Origin of the sequence: Amycolatopsis sp. 505 (assembly GCF_031625235.1) — a bacterium.
Taxonomy (GTDB): Bacteria; Actinomycetota; Actinomycetes; order Mycobacteriales; family Pseudonocardiaceae; genus Amycolatopsis.
Genome location: NZ_JACKQP010000010.1, coordinates 412,907 through 427,974, shown reverse-complemented (window position 1 = coordinate 427,974; position 15,068 = coordinate 412,907). Strand labels below are relative to the sequence as shown.

At 71.9% G+C, this 15,068-nt stretch carries 16 protein-coding genes; 5 read left to right on the top strand and 11 right to left on the bottom strand.

What is annotated here, in order from left to right:
- Positions 1 to 198: 198 nt before the first annotated feature.
- Together H5965_RS35395 and H5965_RS35390 are read right to left on the bottom strand one after the other, a co-directional pair.
- Complete coding sequence (locus tag H5965_RS35395) at positions 199 to 834, bottom strand: SRPBCC family protein (RefSeq protein WP_310975211.1); 636 nt, start codon at positions 832 to 834, stop codon at positions 199 to 201.
- On the bottom strand, positions 831 to 1,178 hold the full coding sequence (locus tag H5965_RS35390) for a helix-turn-helix transcriptional regulator (RefSeq protein ID WP_003071258.1): 348 nt from the start codon (positions 1,176 to 1,178) through the stop codon (positions 831 to 833). The genes H5965_RS35395 and H5965_RS35390 overlap by 4 nt, the downstream gene beginning before the upstream one ends.
- 128 nt (positions 1,179 to 1,306) lie before the next feature.
- Between H5965_RS35390 and H5965_RS35385 the strand changes: the two genes are divergently transcribed.
- Positions 1,307 to 2,974 (top strand): GGDEF domain-containing protein, encoded by a 1,668-nt coding sequence (locus H5965_RS35385; RefSeq protein ID WP_310975209.1) that lies wholly within the window; start codon positions 1,307 to 1,309, stop codon positions 2,972 to 2,974.
- A gap of 42 nt (positions 2,975 to 3,016) precedes the next feature.
- Here H5965_RS35385 and H5965_RS35380 read toward each other — a convergent pair whose 3' ends face one another.
- Both H5965_RS35380 and H5965_RS35375 read right to left on the bottom strand, forming a co-directional pair.
- Complete coding sequence (locus H5965_RS35380; protein WP_310975207.1) at positions 3,017 to 3,637, bottom strand: hypothetical protein; 621 nt, start codon at positions 3,635 to 3,637, stop codon at positions 3,017 to 3,019.
- 78 nt (positions 3,638 to 3,715) lie between these two features.
- Complete coding sequence (locus H5965_RS35375; RefSeq protein ID WP_310975206.1) at positions 3,716 to 4,336, bottom strand: helix-turn-helix domain-containing protein; 621 nt, start codon at positions 4,334 to 4,336, stop codon at positions 3,716 to 3,718.
- A gap of 38 nt (positions 4,337 to 4,374) precedes the next feature.
- Between H5965_RS35375 and H5965_RS35370 the strand changes: the two genes are divergently transcribed.
- Entirely contained in the window at positions 4,375 to 5,568 is a 1,194-nt protein-coding gene (locus H5965_RS35370; protein ID WP_310975205.1) for a nucleotide disphospho-sugar-binding domain-containing protein, read from the top strand.
- On the opposite strand, the gene H5965_RS35365 is transcribed toward H5965_RS35370, so the two are convergent.
- Genes H5965_RS35365 through H5965_RS35350 form a run of 4 tightly spaced genes read right to left on the bottom strand, consistent with a single transcriptional unit; the run spans position 5,558 to position 9,184 of the window.
- Positions 5,558 to 6,724 carry a sulfotransferase gene (locus H5965_RS35365; RefSeq protein ID WP_310975203.1) on the bottom strand — a complete coding sequence of 389 codons (1,167 nt, stop codon included), beginning with the start codon at positions 6,722 to 6,724 and terminating at the stop codon, positions 5,558 to 5,560. The two genes, H5965_RS35370 and H5965_RS35365, sit on opposite strands and share 11 nt — an antisense overlap.
- A gap of 8 nt (positions 6,725 to 6,732) precedes the next feature.
- Complete coding sequence (locus H5965_RS35360) at positions 6,733 to 7,521, bottom strand: SDR family oxidoreductase (protein ID WP_310975201.1); 789 nt, start codon at positions 7,519 to 7,521, stop codon at positions 6,733 to 6,735.
- Positions 7,518 to 8,708, bottom strand: coding sequence for a hypothetical protein (locus tag H5965_RS35355; RefSeq protein WP_310975200.1), 1,191 nt, complete (start codon positions 8,706 to 8,708; stop codon positions 7,518 to 7,520). Before H5965_RS35355 ends, H5965_RS35360 begins: the two co-directional genes overlap by 4 nt.
- Positions 8,705 to 9,184: a nuclear transport factor 2 family protein gene (locus H5965_RS35350; RefSeq protein ID WP_310975198.1), complete on the bottom strand. Its 480-nt coding sequence runs from the start codon at positions 9,182 to 9,184 to the stop codon at positions 8,705 to 8,707. The genes H5965_RS35355 and H5965_RS35350 overlap by 4 nt, the downstream gene beginning before the upstream one ends.
- A gap of 39 nt (positions 9,185 to 9,223) precedes the next feature.
- On the opposite strand from H5965_RS35350, the gene cysD reads away from it, so the two are divergent.
- Genes cysD through H5965_RS35335 form a run of 3 tightly spaced genes read left to right on the top strand, consistent with a single transcriptional unit; the run spans position 9,224 to position 12,373 of the window.
- Positions 9,224 to 10,156 carry a sulfate adenylyltransferase subunit CysD gene (gene cysD / locus H5965_RS35345; protein WP_310975196.1) on the top strand — a complete coding sequence of 311 codons (933 nt, stop codon included), beginning with the start codon at positions 9,224 to 9,226 and terminating at the stop codon, positions 10,154 to 10,156.
- Positions 10,156 to 11,967 (top strand): adenylyl-sulfate kinase, encoded by a 1,812-nt coding sequence (gene cysC, locus H5965_RS35340; RefSeq protein ID WP_310975194.1) that lies wholly within the window; start codon positions 10,156 to 10,158, stop codon positions 11,965 to 11,967. The genes cysD and cysC overlap by 1 nt, the downstream gene beginning before the upstream one ends.
- Positions 11,968 to 12,001: 34 nt before the next feature.
- On the top strand, positions 12,002 to 12,373 hold the full coding sequence (locus H5965_RS35335; protein ID WP_310975193.1) for a VOC family protein: 372 nt from the start codon (positions 12,002 to 12,004) through the stop codon (positions 12,371 to 12,373).
- Between the two features lie 3 nt (positions 12,374 to 12,376).
- Here H5965_RS35335 and H5965_RS35330 read toward each other — a convergent pair whose 3' ends face one another.
- From H5965_RS35330 to H5965_RS35320, 3 genes are read right to left on the bottom strand one after another with little or no spacing between them, the layout of a single operon-like run.
- The gene (locus H5965_RS35330) at positions 12,377 to 13,081 is read right to left on the bottom strand and encodes a class I SAM-dependent methyltransferase (protein ID WP_310975191.1); all 705 of its coding nucleotides are present in this window, start codon (positions 13,079 to 13,081) and stop codon (positions 12,377 to 12,379) included.
- Positions 13,082 to 13,100: 19 nt separating this feature from the next.
- Complete coding sequence (locus H5965_RS35325; RefSeq protein ID WP_310975189.1) at positions 13,101 to 13,754, bottom strand: response regulator transcription factor; 654 nt, start codon at positions 13,752 to 13,754, stop codon at positions 13,101 to 13,103.
- Entirely contained in the window at positions 13,751 to 14,968 is a 1,218-nt protein-coding gene (locus H5965_RS35320; protein ID WP_310975187.1) for a histidine kinase, read from the bottom strand. Before H5965_RS35320 ends, H5965_RS35325 begins: the two co-directional genes overlap by 4 nt.
- Positions 14,969 to 15,068 lie beyond the last annotated feature (100 nt).

Below are 15,068 nucleotides of genomic sequence, written 5' to 3'. Positions count from 1 at the left end.
CGCTACTACAACCACCACCGGCTGCACTCCACCAACGGCCACAACACCCCAGCCGAAACCCGAACCAACTATCGTCAGGCCCCGGCTGCCTGAAAACCCCGTGTCCGCCTCACCGGGGCAACTCCACTCCGGTGATCGAAGGGCCGACACGCGTGATTAAAGGGTCGACACGCGTGATTGAGGGGACGACACGCCGGGTCAGGACTCCGGCGGGGTCGTGTACGCCTTGAGCGTGCGGTCGGCCGCCGCCCGGGCCTGGGCCGGGTCCGCGCCCGCCGCGACGTCGGCCTCGTACCACGCCTCGTTCGACGCCGTCATGAACCGGATGCCGTCGGCCGACATCATCCAGGCCATCGCCGCCTCGGGGTCGACGGCCGTGCCCGGCGCGCGCAGGTGCAGGACCAGGCCGACCAGCGCCCCGTCCCAGCCGATGCCGACCGCGCCCGGGCCGAACTCGTCCCAGCGCTCGTCGACGTGCGCCACGTGCTCCAGCTCGAACCGCGTCCCCTCGCCCTCCGGCGTCAGGCGGACCTCGATCCAGCTGACGTTGCCGCCGAACTCCCACGTCGCGGCGAAGCTCTTCGGCGGGTCGCAACGCTCGACCGTGCCGCCGGCGTTGCCCTCCAGCTGGTACTTCCCGCCGACCTTCAGCTCGCCGCTGACCGGCAGGAACCAGCGGGGGATGCGCTCGGGGTTCGTGCAGGCGTCCCACAGGTCGGCGAGGTCGGTGTCGTAGACCTGGCTGATCGTGAGGACGCGGGCCTCCTTCCCCTCGAGCACCCGGTCGCCGAGCGTCCGGCGGACGGCGCTGATCTGGTGGTTGACGTCGATCACGAACCTTCTCCTTCGGTGAGGCGCCGGGCACGCTTGCCGCGGGCGATTTCGGTGGCCAGCGCGTCCAGCGGCGGCGTCCAGTACCGGCGGAACCGGTCGAGCCAGCCGTCGATGTCCCGCAGCGGCGCGTGGCCGACCGCGTACAGCCGCCTCGTGCCGTCCTGGCGGACGACGGCGAACCCGTTCTCGCGCAACACCTTCAGGTGCTGCGACACGGCCGGCTGCGAGATGCCGAACTCGGCCCGGATCACCTCGGTCACCGCGCCGGCGGCCCGCTCGCCGTCGGCCAGCAGCTCGAGGATCCGGCGGCGGACCGGGTCGCCGAGGACGTCGAACGCGTGCACCCCGCCAAGCTACAAGCAGAGACTTATATAAGTCAACACTGAAGCAGTTACGCCGATGTGGGTAACCCACGGTGAACATCAGCCGACATCGGTTCCGCTTCGCCGCGTGAGCCGCGACGATCGGGGCCGTGAAGTCGCCACGCGCGGTCCGCTTCGCCTTCCAGCCGCTGTACAGCCTCCACACGGGAGGCGTCGTGGCGCACGAAGCGCTGGCCAGGCCCGGCCGCGGAACCGTCCCGGAACTGCTCGCGCAGGCGCGCCGCGACGGCCGCCTCGCCGAAGCCGACATCGGGCTCGCGGTCGCCGCCGTCCGGCAGGACGCGGAGCACCCGACGTCGCTCCCCCTGCACCTCAACCTTTCGGCGCGCACCCTGGCCGCGCCGCCGTCGATGTACGACGACCTCGTCGAGGAGCTCGGCGACGCCGGCCGCCGCACCCGCGACGTCGTCCTGGAGATCGGCCCGCCGTTCGCGCCGCTGCCCGCCGGCCGGGCCCTCGCCGGGATGCGGGAGCTCACCGAGCTCGGCTTCCGGCTCGCGCTCGACGGGCTCGGCCGCGGCGACCTGCCGCTCGGCCTGCTGGTCGAGGCGCCGATCGACCTGGTGAAGCTCGACCGGACCGTGCTGCGCGGGCTCCCGGACGACCAGGCGTCGGTCGCCGTGGCCGAGGCGCTGCTGCACTACACGAACCGCACCGGCACCCGGCTGGTCGCGACCGGCGTGGAGACCGGCGAGCAGCTCGACGCCGTCCGCGCCCTGGGCGTCCGGATCGCGCAGGGGCACCTGCTCGCGCCGCCGACCGCGGCCGGTCCCGCGCCGGCCCTGCTCACGCGCGGCCGTCCCACGACCGGGGCGCCGGCGCCGTGCGTCGGCGACTTCCTCCGCCCGGCGACGACGCTGCCGGAAACCGCGACCTGCGACGAAGTCCGCGCGGTGCTCGCGGCGGCGGACGCGCCGTCCGGGGTGATCGGGGTGGACGAGCTGAACCGGCCGCGCTGGTCGGTCGACCGGACGCGGTTCCTGGTGGCGGTCACGGGGCCGTACGGCCACGCGCTGCACGCGAAGCGCCCGGCGGCCCGGCTCGCGGACACGCCGCACACGATCGAGGCCCGCGCGGGCGCGATGGAGTTCCTCGAGCTGGTCACCGACGCCGACTGGGGCCGCACCGGCGACGACGTGGTCGTGGTCGACGAGCTCGGCCGCTGCCTCGGCGTGGTGCTGGTGACCGAGGTGGTCCGCGGCGTGGCCGAGGCGAAGGTCGAAGCGGCGGCGGCACTGAACCCGCTGACCCGGTTGCCGGGCAGCGACACGATCGCCCGCGACGTCGCCCGCCGCATCACGATCGGCGAGCCGTTCGTGGCGGCCTGGCTGGACATCGACGGCTTCAAGGCGATCAACGACACGGCCGGCTTCGCGGCGGGCGACAACCTGATCCGCGAGCTGGGCGCGGCGCTGACGGAACTGGCCGGCGGCCTGCGGCGCATGCGCGTGAGCCACGTGGGCGGCGACGACTTCCTGGTGGTCTGCGACGTCGACGAGATCGCGACGGTGGCGGGGGCGCTGCTGGACCGGGCGTGGACGGCGGAGGGCCTGCCGGTGACGGTCTCGCTGGCGACACTGGTGTGCGCGAGCGGGGCGATCGGGTCGTACCAGGAGGTTTCGCGGCTGCTGGCGCCGTTGAAGAAGCGCGCGAAGGCGGTGCCGGGGTCGAGCTGGGTGCTGAGCCGCCCGGGCGCGGAGCGGGTGGAAGTGCTGCGCGGCATCGGAACCCGGGGGTTACAGGCCGCCGCCGGGTAGCGTCCCGAACGGGCCGGGCACTTCGTTTCCTTTCACGAGGGGTCAATACCCTTCGCGATTTTTTCCCCGGCGCCTACCTGCAATTTTACCGAGTCTCCCTTTCAATGTTCGAGCGGACAGTCCGCCTGCAGGGGGAACCCGAGTCGAGGCGAGACCGGCTCGGTCGGCGTCCGGCACCAGCTTCCAACGCCGCTGCGCATTGTCGACAACGACCACCTCGAGGATGATCATCTTGCTTCCCGGTGCCCGCGACGTCACGCCGGCATCGCCATGAATCCACTGCGGATCGCCGATCGGCCGCCTGTCGACCCCATAGCTCACGACTTCCCGACCAGGCGGTACGACGACATCCCGGATGCGCCCCGCGAAGCCTCCCACCCCTCCGTCGAATGGGCTGAAATAGTAGCCCGAATGGGCCAACTGCGACCAGCTGTATACGGCCTCGTATTCGACAGATTCAACGTAGACCGGGAGATCACTGGCGTTTTTGAGGTGAATACGAGGGACTATGAATCCGAAGTTGACCGCATCCTCCTCTTGACAGAGGTCGAACTCACCCCAGATACCGAGGCAGTCGATCTGCTGCCGCCGTTTCTGCCGCCGATCCCTGATGATCACGTAGCCGGCGGCCATGAACGAGCCCGCGGAAAACCAGCTGGGCACGTTCCCCCAGTCAAGCCCCCACCACCCCACGAAGAACCTCCCGCAACGAGTCAACCTACGGAAACCCGGGATCACTTCTCACGGCCAATCGAGCGTCAGCTGCGCCGGGACGGCCAGCGCCGCCCAGGTCACGTACTCCTCGTGCGTCCAGCCGCACACCGCCGTCAGGTGGTCGTACGCCTCGTGGGACATGAGCAGCCCGATCGCGTCCGCCAGGCGGCCGGTCGATCCGCCACTCGCCAGGCCCGCCGCCACCAGCCGCTCGGCGATCTCCGCGCGGCGCGCCACCGCCAGCTCCGCGCGGACCGCCGCCACCTCGGCGTCCGCCGCGGCCGCCGTCGTGAACGCGCGCCAGATCGGCAACGAGCCGCGCAGTCCCGCCGCCACCCGGGCCACCACCGACGGCAGGTCCGCCGGGCCGGCCGGGCCCGCGAGGGCGTCCAGGTTCATCGCGTCCGGGTCGCCCGCGAAGCCGTCGCGGAACGCGGCCAGCAGCAGCTGCGGCTTGCGGCCCGTCTGCGTCACCGTCTCCAGACTCACCCCCGCCTCCGCCGCGATCTGCCGCATGCTCGTGCCCGCGTAGCCGCGTGAAGCGAACAGCTTCCCCGCCGTCGCCACCACGTAAGCCCGGGTTCGCCGCGCGCGCTCCTCGCGCACCGGCGATTCGTACCGGCGCCGGGCGCCTTCGGGTATCGTCACCAATTGGATAGTACAGCGTATCGCTCAAAGGGGGAGCCATGACTCGGGTACTCGTCGGCGTGCAGCCCGCGCGCGGCCACGTCGGGCCGACCAAGCCGATCGTCGAGGCGCTGGTCGCGGCCGGGCACGAGGTCACCGTCGTCACCGGGGCGCGCTACCGGCGGGCGTTCGAAGAGCTGGGTGCCGCCGTCGCCGTCCTGCCCGCGGAGGCCGACTTCGACGAGACGGACCTGGACGGCACGATCCCCGGCCGCGCCGGGCTGAGCGGGCCGAAGCTCGCCCGGTTCGAGCTGGCCCACTTCGTCCGCGCCATGCCCGCGCAGCTGAGCGTCATCGACGCGCAAGACGCCGACGTCGTGCTCTGCGACCCGCTGATGATGGCCGGGCTGGCCCTGGTCCGGCGCGCACGGCGGCCGCGCGTGCTGACGCTGGGGTTCCTGCCGTTCATGCCGCCCGTCCCGACCGGCCCGCCCGGGCACCCGCTGCGCGGCGCGATCCTCAGGACCCTCGCGCCGTGGGTGACGCGGCCGGCGCAGGAGCTGGCGAAAGACCTCCTCGGCGGCGACCCGGGCATGCTGTTCACGGACTGGCCCCTGCGCAGCGACGGCGTCCTGCAGATGACCTGCCCGGGTTTCGAGTACCCGCGGCCGGGCGTACCCCTGCACTTCATCGGGCCGACGACGGTCAGCGCGGCGAGCGAGCACCCGCTGCCGCCGTGGTGGGCCGACCTCGACGGCGGCCGCCCGATCGTGCACGTGACCCAGGGGACGATCGCGAACGACGACCTCGGCCGCCTCGTCGAGCCGGCCATCGACGCCCTGGCCGGCGAGGACGTCCTGGTCGTCGCGACGACCTGCGGCGGGCGGCTGCGGCCGGGCCCGCTGCCGGCCAACGTCCGGGTGGCCGGCCTCCTGCCGTACGACGAGCTGCTCCCCCGCTGCGCCGCGGTGGTCACCAACGGCGGGTACGGCGGTGTCAACCACGCGCTGCGCTACGGGGTGCCGCTGGTCGTGGTCGGGGCGAGCGAGGACAAGCGCGAGGTCGCGGCCCGGGTCGCCTGGTCCGGCGCCGGGATCGGCCACGCCCGCGCGAAGGCTTCACCGCGGATGCTGCGGCGAGCCGTCCGCGCGGTCTTGGACGACCCGCGCTACCGGGATCGGGCGCGGGAGCTGGCCGGGGAAATGGCCGCCGGACCGACCACGGCCGAGGTCGTCGAGCTGATCACCGGCTGAACTCGTGCGCGGAGAGGTAGCTCGCGAACCGCTCGTCGACCTCCTCGGGCGTCAACCCGAAGTCCGTCAGGCTGTAGCGGTGCACCGGCTTGCGCTCCCCCGTCCGGCTCGCCTCGTGCACCGCCGTCATGGCCGTGCGGGCTTCCGGCGTGAACTCCAGTCCGAAGTGGTCGTACACAGTGGACACAGTGCCGATCGGGTCCGCCACGAAGTCCTCGTACCGCACGTCGCAGAACTGCGCCGGGTTGTGGCGCGCGCGGGCCCAGCCGAACTCGTCCGCCCCGCGGGCCCACAGCTCCAGCTGCCCGCGGCCGATCACCTCGCCGCGGAACTTCGAAGACCAGCCGTCCGCGGCCTTCTCGGCGAGGCTGCACATCGACGCCATGATCGTGCTCGGTGCCCGGTGCGTCTGGATCACCAGCGCGTCCGGGTAGTTCGCCATCAGCGCGTCCAGGGCGAACAGGTGGCTCGGGTTCTTGAGCACCCAGCGCTTGCCCGCGTCCGGCAGCCCGATCAGCCGCAGGTTGCGCTGGTGCCGGGCGTAGGCGTCCGTCCAGTCCTGCTTGGCCAGCCAGCGCGAGTACCGCGGGAGGTGCGCCAGGCACTCGAACGACACCGACCGCATCGACTGGCGCAGCAGCTGCCAGCACTCCTCCACCTGGTCGGCGGACATGTGGTGGACACCCATGAACTCCGGGTGCTCGACGTGGTGGCGCTCGTAGCCCGCCTGGATCCCCTGGAAGATCGGGTTGTCCGCCCACGTCTCCCGCGGCGGCCGCGGCTGCGGCACCTCGGCGAGCCAGACCTCGAGCCCCTGGTGCGCGGGGTCCTCGGCGAGCAGCCGGTGCAGCGCCGTCGTGCCCGTGCGGGGCAGCCCGGTGACGAAGATCGGCCGCTCGATGCGGACGTCCGCGTACGCCGGGTTCTGCTTCCACGACGCCTCGCTCAGCAGCCGCGCCACCAGCGCGCCGCGCAGCATCGCCCGGTGCACCTTGTTGCCGTACGGCGTCAGTTCCTCGTCGGCCTCGTACGACTCCAGCAGCACGCGCAGACCCTCGGCGTACTCGTCTGCTCCGAAGTCGTCGAGCCCGGTGAGCTTCGACGCCGAGGCGTGCAGGTCGTCGAAGGTGCCGACGTCTTCCCGGCCGGGGCGCATGGGTCCTCCTAGTGGTGGTACTCGCCGCCGTTGACGTCGAGGCACTGCCCGGTGATCGCGCGCGCCATCGGCGAGGCGAGGAACACCACCGCGTCGGCGATCTCGTCGGGCTCCGGCAGCTTGCGCAGGTCTGTTGTGGACGCCGTCTCGGCGTAGACGTCCTCCGGCGTGATGCCGCGTTCCTTGGCGAGGTAGGCGAAGTACCACTGGAGGTTCGGCCCCCAGATGTACCCGGGCGCCACGGTGTTGACGCGCACGCCGTCCGGGCCCAGCTCGCTGGCGAGGCTCTGGGACAGCGACAGCAGCGCCGACTTCGCCATCTTGTAGGCGCCGAACGTCCGCCGCGAGTGCCGCAGCACCGCCGAATTGATCATCACCAGCGAGCCCTTGCTCTCCTTGAGCGCGGGCAGGAACAGCCGGGTCAGCCGGAGCACGGAAATCGCCGCGGTCTCGAAGCCGGCGCGGACCGCGTCGAAGTCCACAGTGGCCAGATCGGTCAGCGGCGGGACGGCGAACGCGTTGTGCACCACCGTGTCCACCCGGCCGAACGCCTCGACCGCCTCGTTCACCAGGTTCGCCGCGGAGTCCGCGTCGTCGATGTCGGTGCGGACCGCGACCGCCCGGCGGCCGAGGTCGGTCACCTCCTTCGCGACCTCGCTCAGCCGCGACTCGGTGCGCGCGGCGAGCACGACGTCCGCGCCGGCCCGCGCGCTGCGCACGGCGATCGACCGGCCGAGCCCGGGCCCGATCCCCGAGACGACGACCACCTTGCCCTGCAACACGTTCTCCACGCTCACCCCAGCATCCGGGCGGCGACGGCGTCCTGCCGGGCCGCGATCCGCGCCGCCCACTGCTCCGGCGTCACCCGCGCGTCGGCGTGGTACGGCAGGCGGTCGGGCAGTTCGTCGGTCTTGACCACCTCGACGACCGGGCCGTCGTCCGGGCCGAGGTCGCGGGCCAGCCGCTGCCAGCGGATCTGCAGGTACCCGCGGTCGTGGCCGGTGAGTTCGAGCCAGTTCGCCAGGCCGGGGTCGCGTTCGGCGAGCACGAACCGGATCTTGCCGTCCGGGTCGACGCGGGCCTGGTCGGCGGTGAGGCTCGTCTGGTGGTTGATGTAGTCCAGCGAGACGTACCAGAGGCTGCCGAGCTGGATGCCCTGGTACGGCGCGTCCGCGCAGCGCGGCACGGTGACGATCATCGCCTCTTCCGGGCCGAGCTCGTAGTGCCCGGCCGAGGAGAACTGCGTGGTCAGCCCGCCCGGCGTGGAGCGCGGCTCGGTCAGCGTGTTCACCGGCAGGTCGTAGTAGAACCACTTCGGGAAGGCCAGGAACGTCTTGAGCCGGCTCAGCAGGATCTTGCCGGTGACGCCGTAGCGCTTGGCCAGCGCGGACCGGTCCGGCACCGGCGGTGCCTGGCCCGCGGTGTCGACGCACCGGATGCGGATCTCGCCCCGGCGTTCGGTCGCCCAGTCGCTGTAGACCTCGCGGACGACGAGCATCGAGGAGCCTTCGCCGAGGACGAAGTAGTTCGGCCCCGGGTTCTCGCGGGCCGGGCCGAAGCGCAGCTCGAACCGGCCGTCCGGGCCGATTTCGATCTTCCGGTCGTCGAACGCGGCGAGGCTGTCGGGCACCTCCACCGGCGAGTAGTCGCCGTTGAGGACCTGGAAGCTCAGGTCGGCGGTGGTCCCGCGGACGCCGGTGACCAGGTACTCGCGGTCGGCGCGGATGTTCGCGTTGAAGTACAGCGTGTCCGGGTTGTCCAGGCCCATCTTCGTGTAGGGCCCGGTGGACGCGGTGAAGTACGGGAAGTCGCGCTGGTAGGCCCAGGCCATCTGCAGCGACGCGCGGATGCTGCCGGCGAGGTAGTCGTAACCCTCCAGGAGGCCCTGCTCGGTCTGCGCCGGCGGGGCTTCGGCGATCAGCTTCTCGGCCTCGACGATGGCGTCGGCGAACGACCGGGTCAACGAGAACTCGTTCTCGATCATGCCGGGACAGCCCAGCGGTTCGCGAGCAGCCGGTAGCCGGGGATGGCGTCCCAGGACATCATCGATTCGTAGGTCCGGACGTACCCGATGTGCGACATCCGCCAGGCGCCGTCGTGGTCGCGGCGGTAGGTGTCCTCGTAGAACGCGGCGCCTTCGATGATCACCTTGTGGTCGGGCACGATGACCTTGTCGGTGAACGACCACCGCCCGGTCGCGGTGTCGCCGTCGACCTCGATCTCGGGCTGAGCTGCGTGGTGCACCGTGATGATGCCGTTGCCGAGGCTCTGGGTGAGGAACTCGACGATGGCGTCGCGGCCCTCGAACCGCTTGCCCTCACTCCCGACCGCGCGGGTCCCGTAGTCGGCCGTGGCGTCGACGGTGAAGGTGTCGGCCACCTCGTCCCACAGCTTCAGGTCCACCCCGCGCAGGTACCGGTACTTCAGCCGCTTGATCTCTTCGAGCACGCCCAGGTCCATGCACACAGCGTCCCGCACCGCTTGACCAAAGACAAGAACATGTTCTACTTTTTTCCGGTGTCCGTGACCTCGTACGAGCTCTCGCACCTGGCCGCGCTCGAAGCGGAGGCCGTGCACGTCTTCCGCGAAGTCGCGGCGACCTTCGAGCGCCCGGTCCTGCTCTTCTCCGGCGGCAAGGACTCGGTGGTGATGCTGCACGCGGCCGCGAAGGCGTTCTGGCCCGCGCCGCTGCCGTTCCCGGTGCTGCACGTCGACACCGGCCACAACTTCGACGAGGTCATCCGGTTCCGGGACGAGACGGTCGCCGCGCTCGGCCTGCGGCTCGAGGTCGCGAGCGTGCAGGACGACATCGACGCCGGCCGCGTCGTCGAGGAGACCGGGCCGCGGGCGAGCCGCAACCGGCTGCAGACGGTGACGCTGCTGCGGGCGATCCGCGAGGGCGGCTTCGACGCCGTGTTCGGCGGCGCCCGCCGGGACGAGGAGAAGGCCCGGGCCAAGGAGCGTGTGTTCAGCTTCCGCGACGAGCACGGCCAGTGGGACCCGCGGGCGCAGCGCCCGGAGCTGTGGAACCTCTACAACGGGCGGCACCGCCGCGGCGAGCACATCCGCGTCTTCCCGCTGTCGAACTGGACCGAGCTGGACATCTGGCAGTACATCCGGGACGAGCGGATCGCGCTGCCACCGCTGTACTTCGCGCACAAACGCCCGGTCGTGCAGCGCGACGGCATGCTGCTGGCGGCCACCCGCTTTCTGTCCCTTGTGGATGGTGAGACGCCGTACGAGGCGACCGTGCGCTTCCGGACCGTCGGCGACGCCACCTGCACCGGCTGCGTCGAGTCCTCGGCGACGACACCGTCCGAAGTGGTCGCCGAGGTGGCCGCCACCCGCGTCACCGAACGCGGTGCCACCCGGGCCGACGACCGCATCTCCGAAGCCGGCATGGAAGACCGCAAGCGAGAGGGCTACTTCTGATGCAGCTGCTGCGGATCGCCACCGCCGGGAGCGTGGACGACGGCAAGTCCACGCTGATCGGGCGGCTGCTCTTCGATTCGAAGGCGATCTTCACCGACCAGCTCGCCGCCGTCGAACGCGCCAGCCGGGACCGCGGCGAGGACTACCCGGATCTCGCGCTGCTCACCGACGGGCTGCGGGCCGAGCGCGAGCAGGGCATCACGATCGACGTCGCTCACCGCTACTTCGCCACGCCCAGGCGGAAGTTCATCATCGCGGACACGCCGGGGCACCTGCAGTACACGCGGAACATGGTGACCGGCGCGTCCACCGCCGACCTGGCGCTGATCCTGGTCGACGCACGCAAGGGCGTCCTGGAACAGTCGCGGCGGCACGCGTTCCTGGCGTCGTTGCTCGGCATCGGGCACCTCGTGGTGTGCGTGAACAAGATGGACCTCGTCGACTGGTCTCAGGAGAGGTTCGACGAAATCCGCGAGGACTTCCGCCGGTTCGCGATGAAGCTCGACGTCGCCGACCTCACGTTCGTGCCGGTTTCGGCCCTGCACGGCGACAACGTCGTCCACCGCAGCGCCAGCATGCCGTGGTATGAGGGCACTTCGCTGCTGCACCAGCTGGAGGAGGTGCACGTCGCTTCCGACCGCAACCTGATCGACGCGCGGTTCCCGGTGCAGTACGTCATCCGGCGGTCCGACTTCCGCGGCTACGCGGGCACCATCGCCGGCGGGGTGTTCAAGCCGGGTGACGAGGTCGTGGCGCTGCCCTCGGGGTTCACGTCGAAGGTGCGCGCGGTCTGGGGCCCGGGCGGGCAACCTCTGGACGAGGCGTTCACCGGCCAGGCGGTGGCCGTGGAGCTGGCCGACGACCTCGACCTCGGCCGCGGGGCCATGCTGTGCCGCCCCGGCAACCGGGCGGAGTCGGCCCGCGAGGTGGACGCCCTGGTCTGCTGGTTCTCCGAGCGCGCGGCGCTGACGCCGGGCGCGACGTACGCGGTGCGCCACACGACCACCGAGACGCGGGGCACGGTGGAGCGGCTGGAGTACCGCCTCGACGTCACCACCCTGCACCGCGACGAGACGGCGGAAGCGCTGTCCCTGAACGACATCGGCCGCATCCGGCTGCGCACGCGGTCGCCGCTGCTGTTCGACCCGTACCGCCGCAACCGGGCGACCGGCGGCTTCCTGCTGGTCGACGAGCACACCGGCGACACGGTCGCGGCGGGCATGATCACCGGCGCGGTCGCCTCCCCGGTCGTCTGGCACACGGCGGCGGTGCGGCGCGAAGACCGCCCGACGCGTGGCGCGACGGTGTGGCTGACCGGGCTTTCGGCGTCGGGCAAGTCGTCGGTGGCGGTCGAGCTGGAGCGCCGGCTGGTCGCGGCGGGCCGCCCGGCGTACCTGCTCGACGGCGACAACCTGCGGCACGGGCTGAACGCCGGTCTCGGGTTCAGCCCCGAGGACCGCGCGGAGAACGTCCGGCGGGTGGCCGAGGTGGCCCGGCTGTTCGCGGACGCGGGCGTGGTCGCGATCGCGTCGCTGATCAGCCCGTACGAGGCCGACCGCGCCCGGGCACGGACGATCCACGACGGGCTGCCGTTCGTGGAGGTCTTCGTCGACACGCCCCTGGAGGTCTGCGAAACCCGCGATCCGAAGGGGATGTACGCGAAGGCGCGCGCCGGGGAGATCACCGGGTTCACCGGCATCGACGCCCCCTACGAGCGGCCGTCGTCGCCGGACCTGGTGCTGCGCCCGGGCGACGGCGACCCGGCGGCGATGGCGGCGGCGATCCAGGCCCTGCTCGACGAGCTCGGCTGAAATCCCCTTGCCCGCACCACCTAGGGTGGGCCTCATGACGACGGTCAGGCAGGTCCAGATCACCTTCGACTGCGCGGATCCGGAGCGCGTCGCCCGGTTCTGGTGCGAGGTGCTCGGGTACGAGCTCCACAGCAGCGGCGTCGCCTGCAGCGACCCCACCGGGGTGGGCCCGCGGCTGTACTTCCAGCAGGTGCCCGAAGGCAAGGTCGTCAAGAACCGCGTGCACCTCGACGTCCGGGTCGGCACCGGGCTCGTCGGCGAGGAGCGGCTCGCCGCCCTCGAGGCCGAGTGCGCGCGGCTGGAGAAGCTCGGCGCGGTCCGCGGGCAGCTCCTGCTCGCCGACGAGGAAAACGAATCGTGCCAGAACATGCAGGACATCGAGGGCAACGAGTTCTGCCTCGACTGACGCCTACTCGGCTTCCAGGACGAAGAACAGGAAGCTCGGGAAGGTGTCGAGGATTTCGAAGTCGCCGGGGAACAGCTCGCGGGCGGCCGGGGTGGGGTGCGGTTCGCTGATGACGGCGATCCGGAAACCGGCCGCGGTGAAGGCGTCCGTCATCGCGTGCAGGGGCTTGTTCCAGAACGTCATCCGCGCTTTTTCGCCGTGCAGCTCGAACTCGTCGGTCCAGGTGTACTGCTCGAAGTAGTCCGGCCGCGGGCCCTCGTGGCGATGGGTCAGGTTGACCATCATCGGGTGGTTGACCGAGGCGATCAGCCGGCCGCCGGGCTTGAGCACGCGCCGGAATTCGGCGAGCACCGGGCCCCAGTCCCGCAGGTAGTGCAGCACCAGCGACGCCACGACGTCGTCGAACTCCGCGTCGGGGAACGGGAGCGGGTCGGCCAGGTCGGCGACCCGCAGGTCCGCGTCCGCGCCCAGCAGCGTTTTCGCGTGCGCTAGCATGCCGGGGCTCTGGTCGAACCCGCTGACGAGTGCGCCCTTAGCCCGCAGCTCCGCGAACAGCGGCCCCGAGCCACAGCCGGCGTCGAGGATCCGGCGGCCCGCCACGTCACCGGCGAGCGCGAGGGTCGCGGGCCGCTCGTAGTAGGCGTTCATCAGGCTGGCTTCGTTCTCGGCCGTGTAGGCCGCGGCGAACTCGTCGTAGGCGGCAGTCATGCGGACCATGGTGCCCGAATCAGCGGGACGGTGCCACGAAGCCCGAGTCGTACGCCCGGATCACCGCCTGAGTCCGGTCGCGCGCGCCGAGCTTCGCCAGCACGTTGCCCACATGGGTCTTCACCGTCTGGACCCCCACGTACAGCGCGCCCGCGATTTCCACATTGGACAGTCCGCCGGCCATCAGCCGCAACACTTCGCGCTCGCGCTCGGTCAGGCCGGCCGAGGCCAGGCCGTCAGCGGCCGGGGCGGGGGCGTGCTGAGCGGCCAGCCGGCGGATCGCCGCGGGGAACAGCAGTGACTCCCCGGCCACGACGGTCCGGATCGCCGCGACGATCTCCTCCGGCCGGGCCCGCTTGAGCAGGAACCCGCTGGCGCCGGCGAGGAGCGCGTCGTAGACGTAGTCGTCGTTCTCGAAGGTGGTCACCACGATCACCTTCGGCGGCTCGTCCACAGTGGACATCAGGTGGGTGGTGGCCCGGATCCCGTCCACGGCGGGCATCCGCACGTCCATCAGCACGACGTCGGGGCGCAGCCGGGCGACCAGCCCGGGCACCTCGGCGCCGTCGGCGGCCTCGCCGAGCACGGTCAGGCCGTCTTCGCTGTCGACGATCGCCTTCAGCCCGGCCCGGATCAGCGGTTCGTCGTCCACCAGCAGCACCCCGACGCTCATCGCCCGCTCCCCCACGGCACCCGCACCACGACCTCCCACACCCCGTCGCCCGGCCCGGCCGACAGCTCGCCGCCGAGCACCGCCACCCGCTCGGCCATCCCCCGCAGCCCCCGCCCGCCGCCGGACCGGCGCGTGCCGCCGCCCAGTGGGTTGGCGACCCGCGCGCGGAGCTCGTGCGCCGCGACGCCGACGACCACCGTCACCGGGACCCTACCGGCGTGGCGCACCGCGTTGGTGAGGCATTCCTGCAGGATCCGGTAGACCTCGCGGGACACCACCGGCGGCACCGCGGCCAGGTCGCCGTCGAGGTCGGCCGTCACGTCGGTGCCCGCCAGCCGGGTCGTTTCGAGCAGGGCCGGCAGCGCGGTGAGCGTCGGCTGCGGGGCCCGCCCGGCCGCCTCCTCGCGCAGCAGCCCGAGGACGTGGTCGAGGTCGTCGAGCGCCGTGCGGGCCGACTCCTCGATGGCGCCGAGCGCCCGCTCGGTGAAGTCCGGGTCTGTGCGCAGCGTCCGCCGCGCGGCGCCGGCCTGGACGGTGACGACGCTCAGCGCGTGCCCGACCGAGTCGTGCAGCTCCCTGGCCAGCCGGTTGCGTTCGGCGAGCTGCTCGGTCCGCCGTTCGAGCCGCGCGATCCGGTCGGCGGCGGTCGTCCCGAGCAGCGCGATCGCGGCCCGGCGCAGCAGCCCGCCGGTCACGCTGACGGCGTAGATCAGCAACACCAGGCCGAGTCCGAAGGCCAGGGGCAACCACACCGACACCCAGCCCCTCGGCACGCTGACCGCGTCGCCGCCGCCGGTCTGGAACAGCTGCCCGGTGAAGACGGCGCTGATCGACAGCCCGACCCCGACGGGGGCGGCGAGGCTGAGGGAGCTGACGATGAACCCGGCGCCGACGTGCAGCACGAACATCACCGCGGCGCGCCGCCGACCCGGGCCGGTGTGCGGTTTGGCGGGCGCGTCCGGCACCGGGTCGTCGAGCAGCTCACGGACCGCGGTCGACTCGAGGACGTGGACGGCGGGCAGGAAGGCGGTCCCGGCCAGCACGGCCAGGGTGAGCAGGCCGCCGACGAGGGTGGCCCGCTCCAGCGTGGTGACGAACGGCAGCAGCGCGGGCACGGCGACGCCGGAAAACAGGAGGTAGGGCACGCTGATGGCACCACCGAGGACGAGATAGACCCAGCGGCGGTAGGTCGCCTTGCTCGTCAGGATGCGCACCGGCCGATCTTCGCAGGCAGACGCCGGGCGCGCCTCCCTCTCGCGGTGGACCCGCGTCAGTCCCCGGCCGGGGTGACCACGGAGCGGCGATGACCGACGT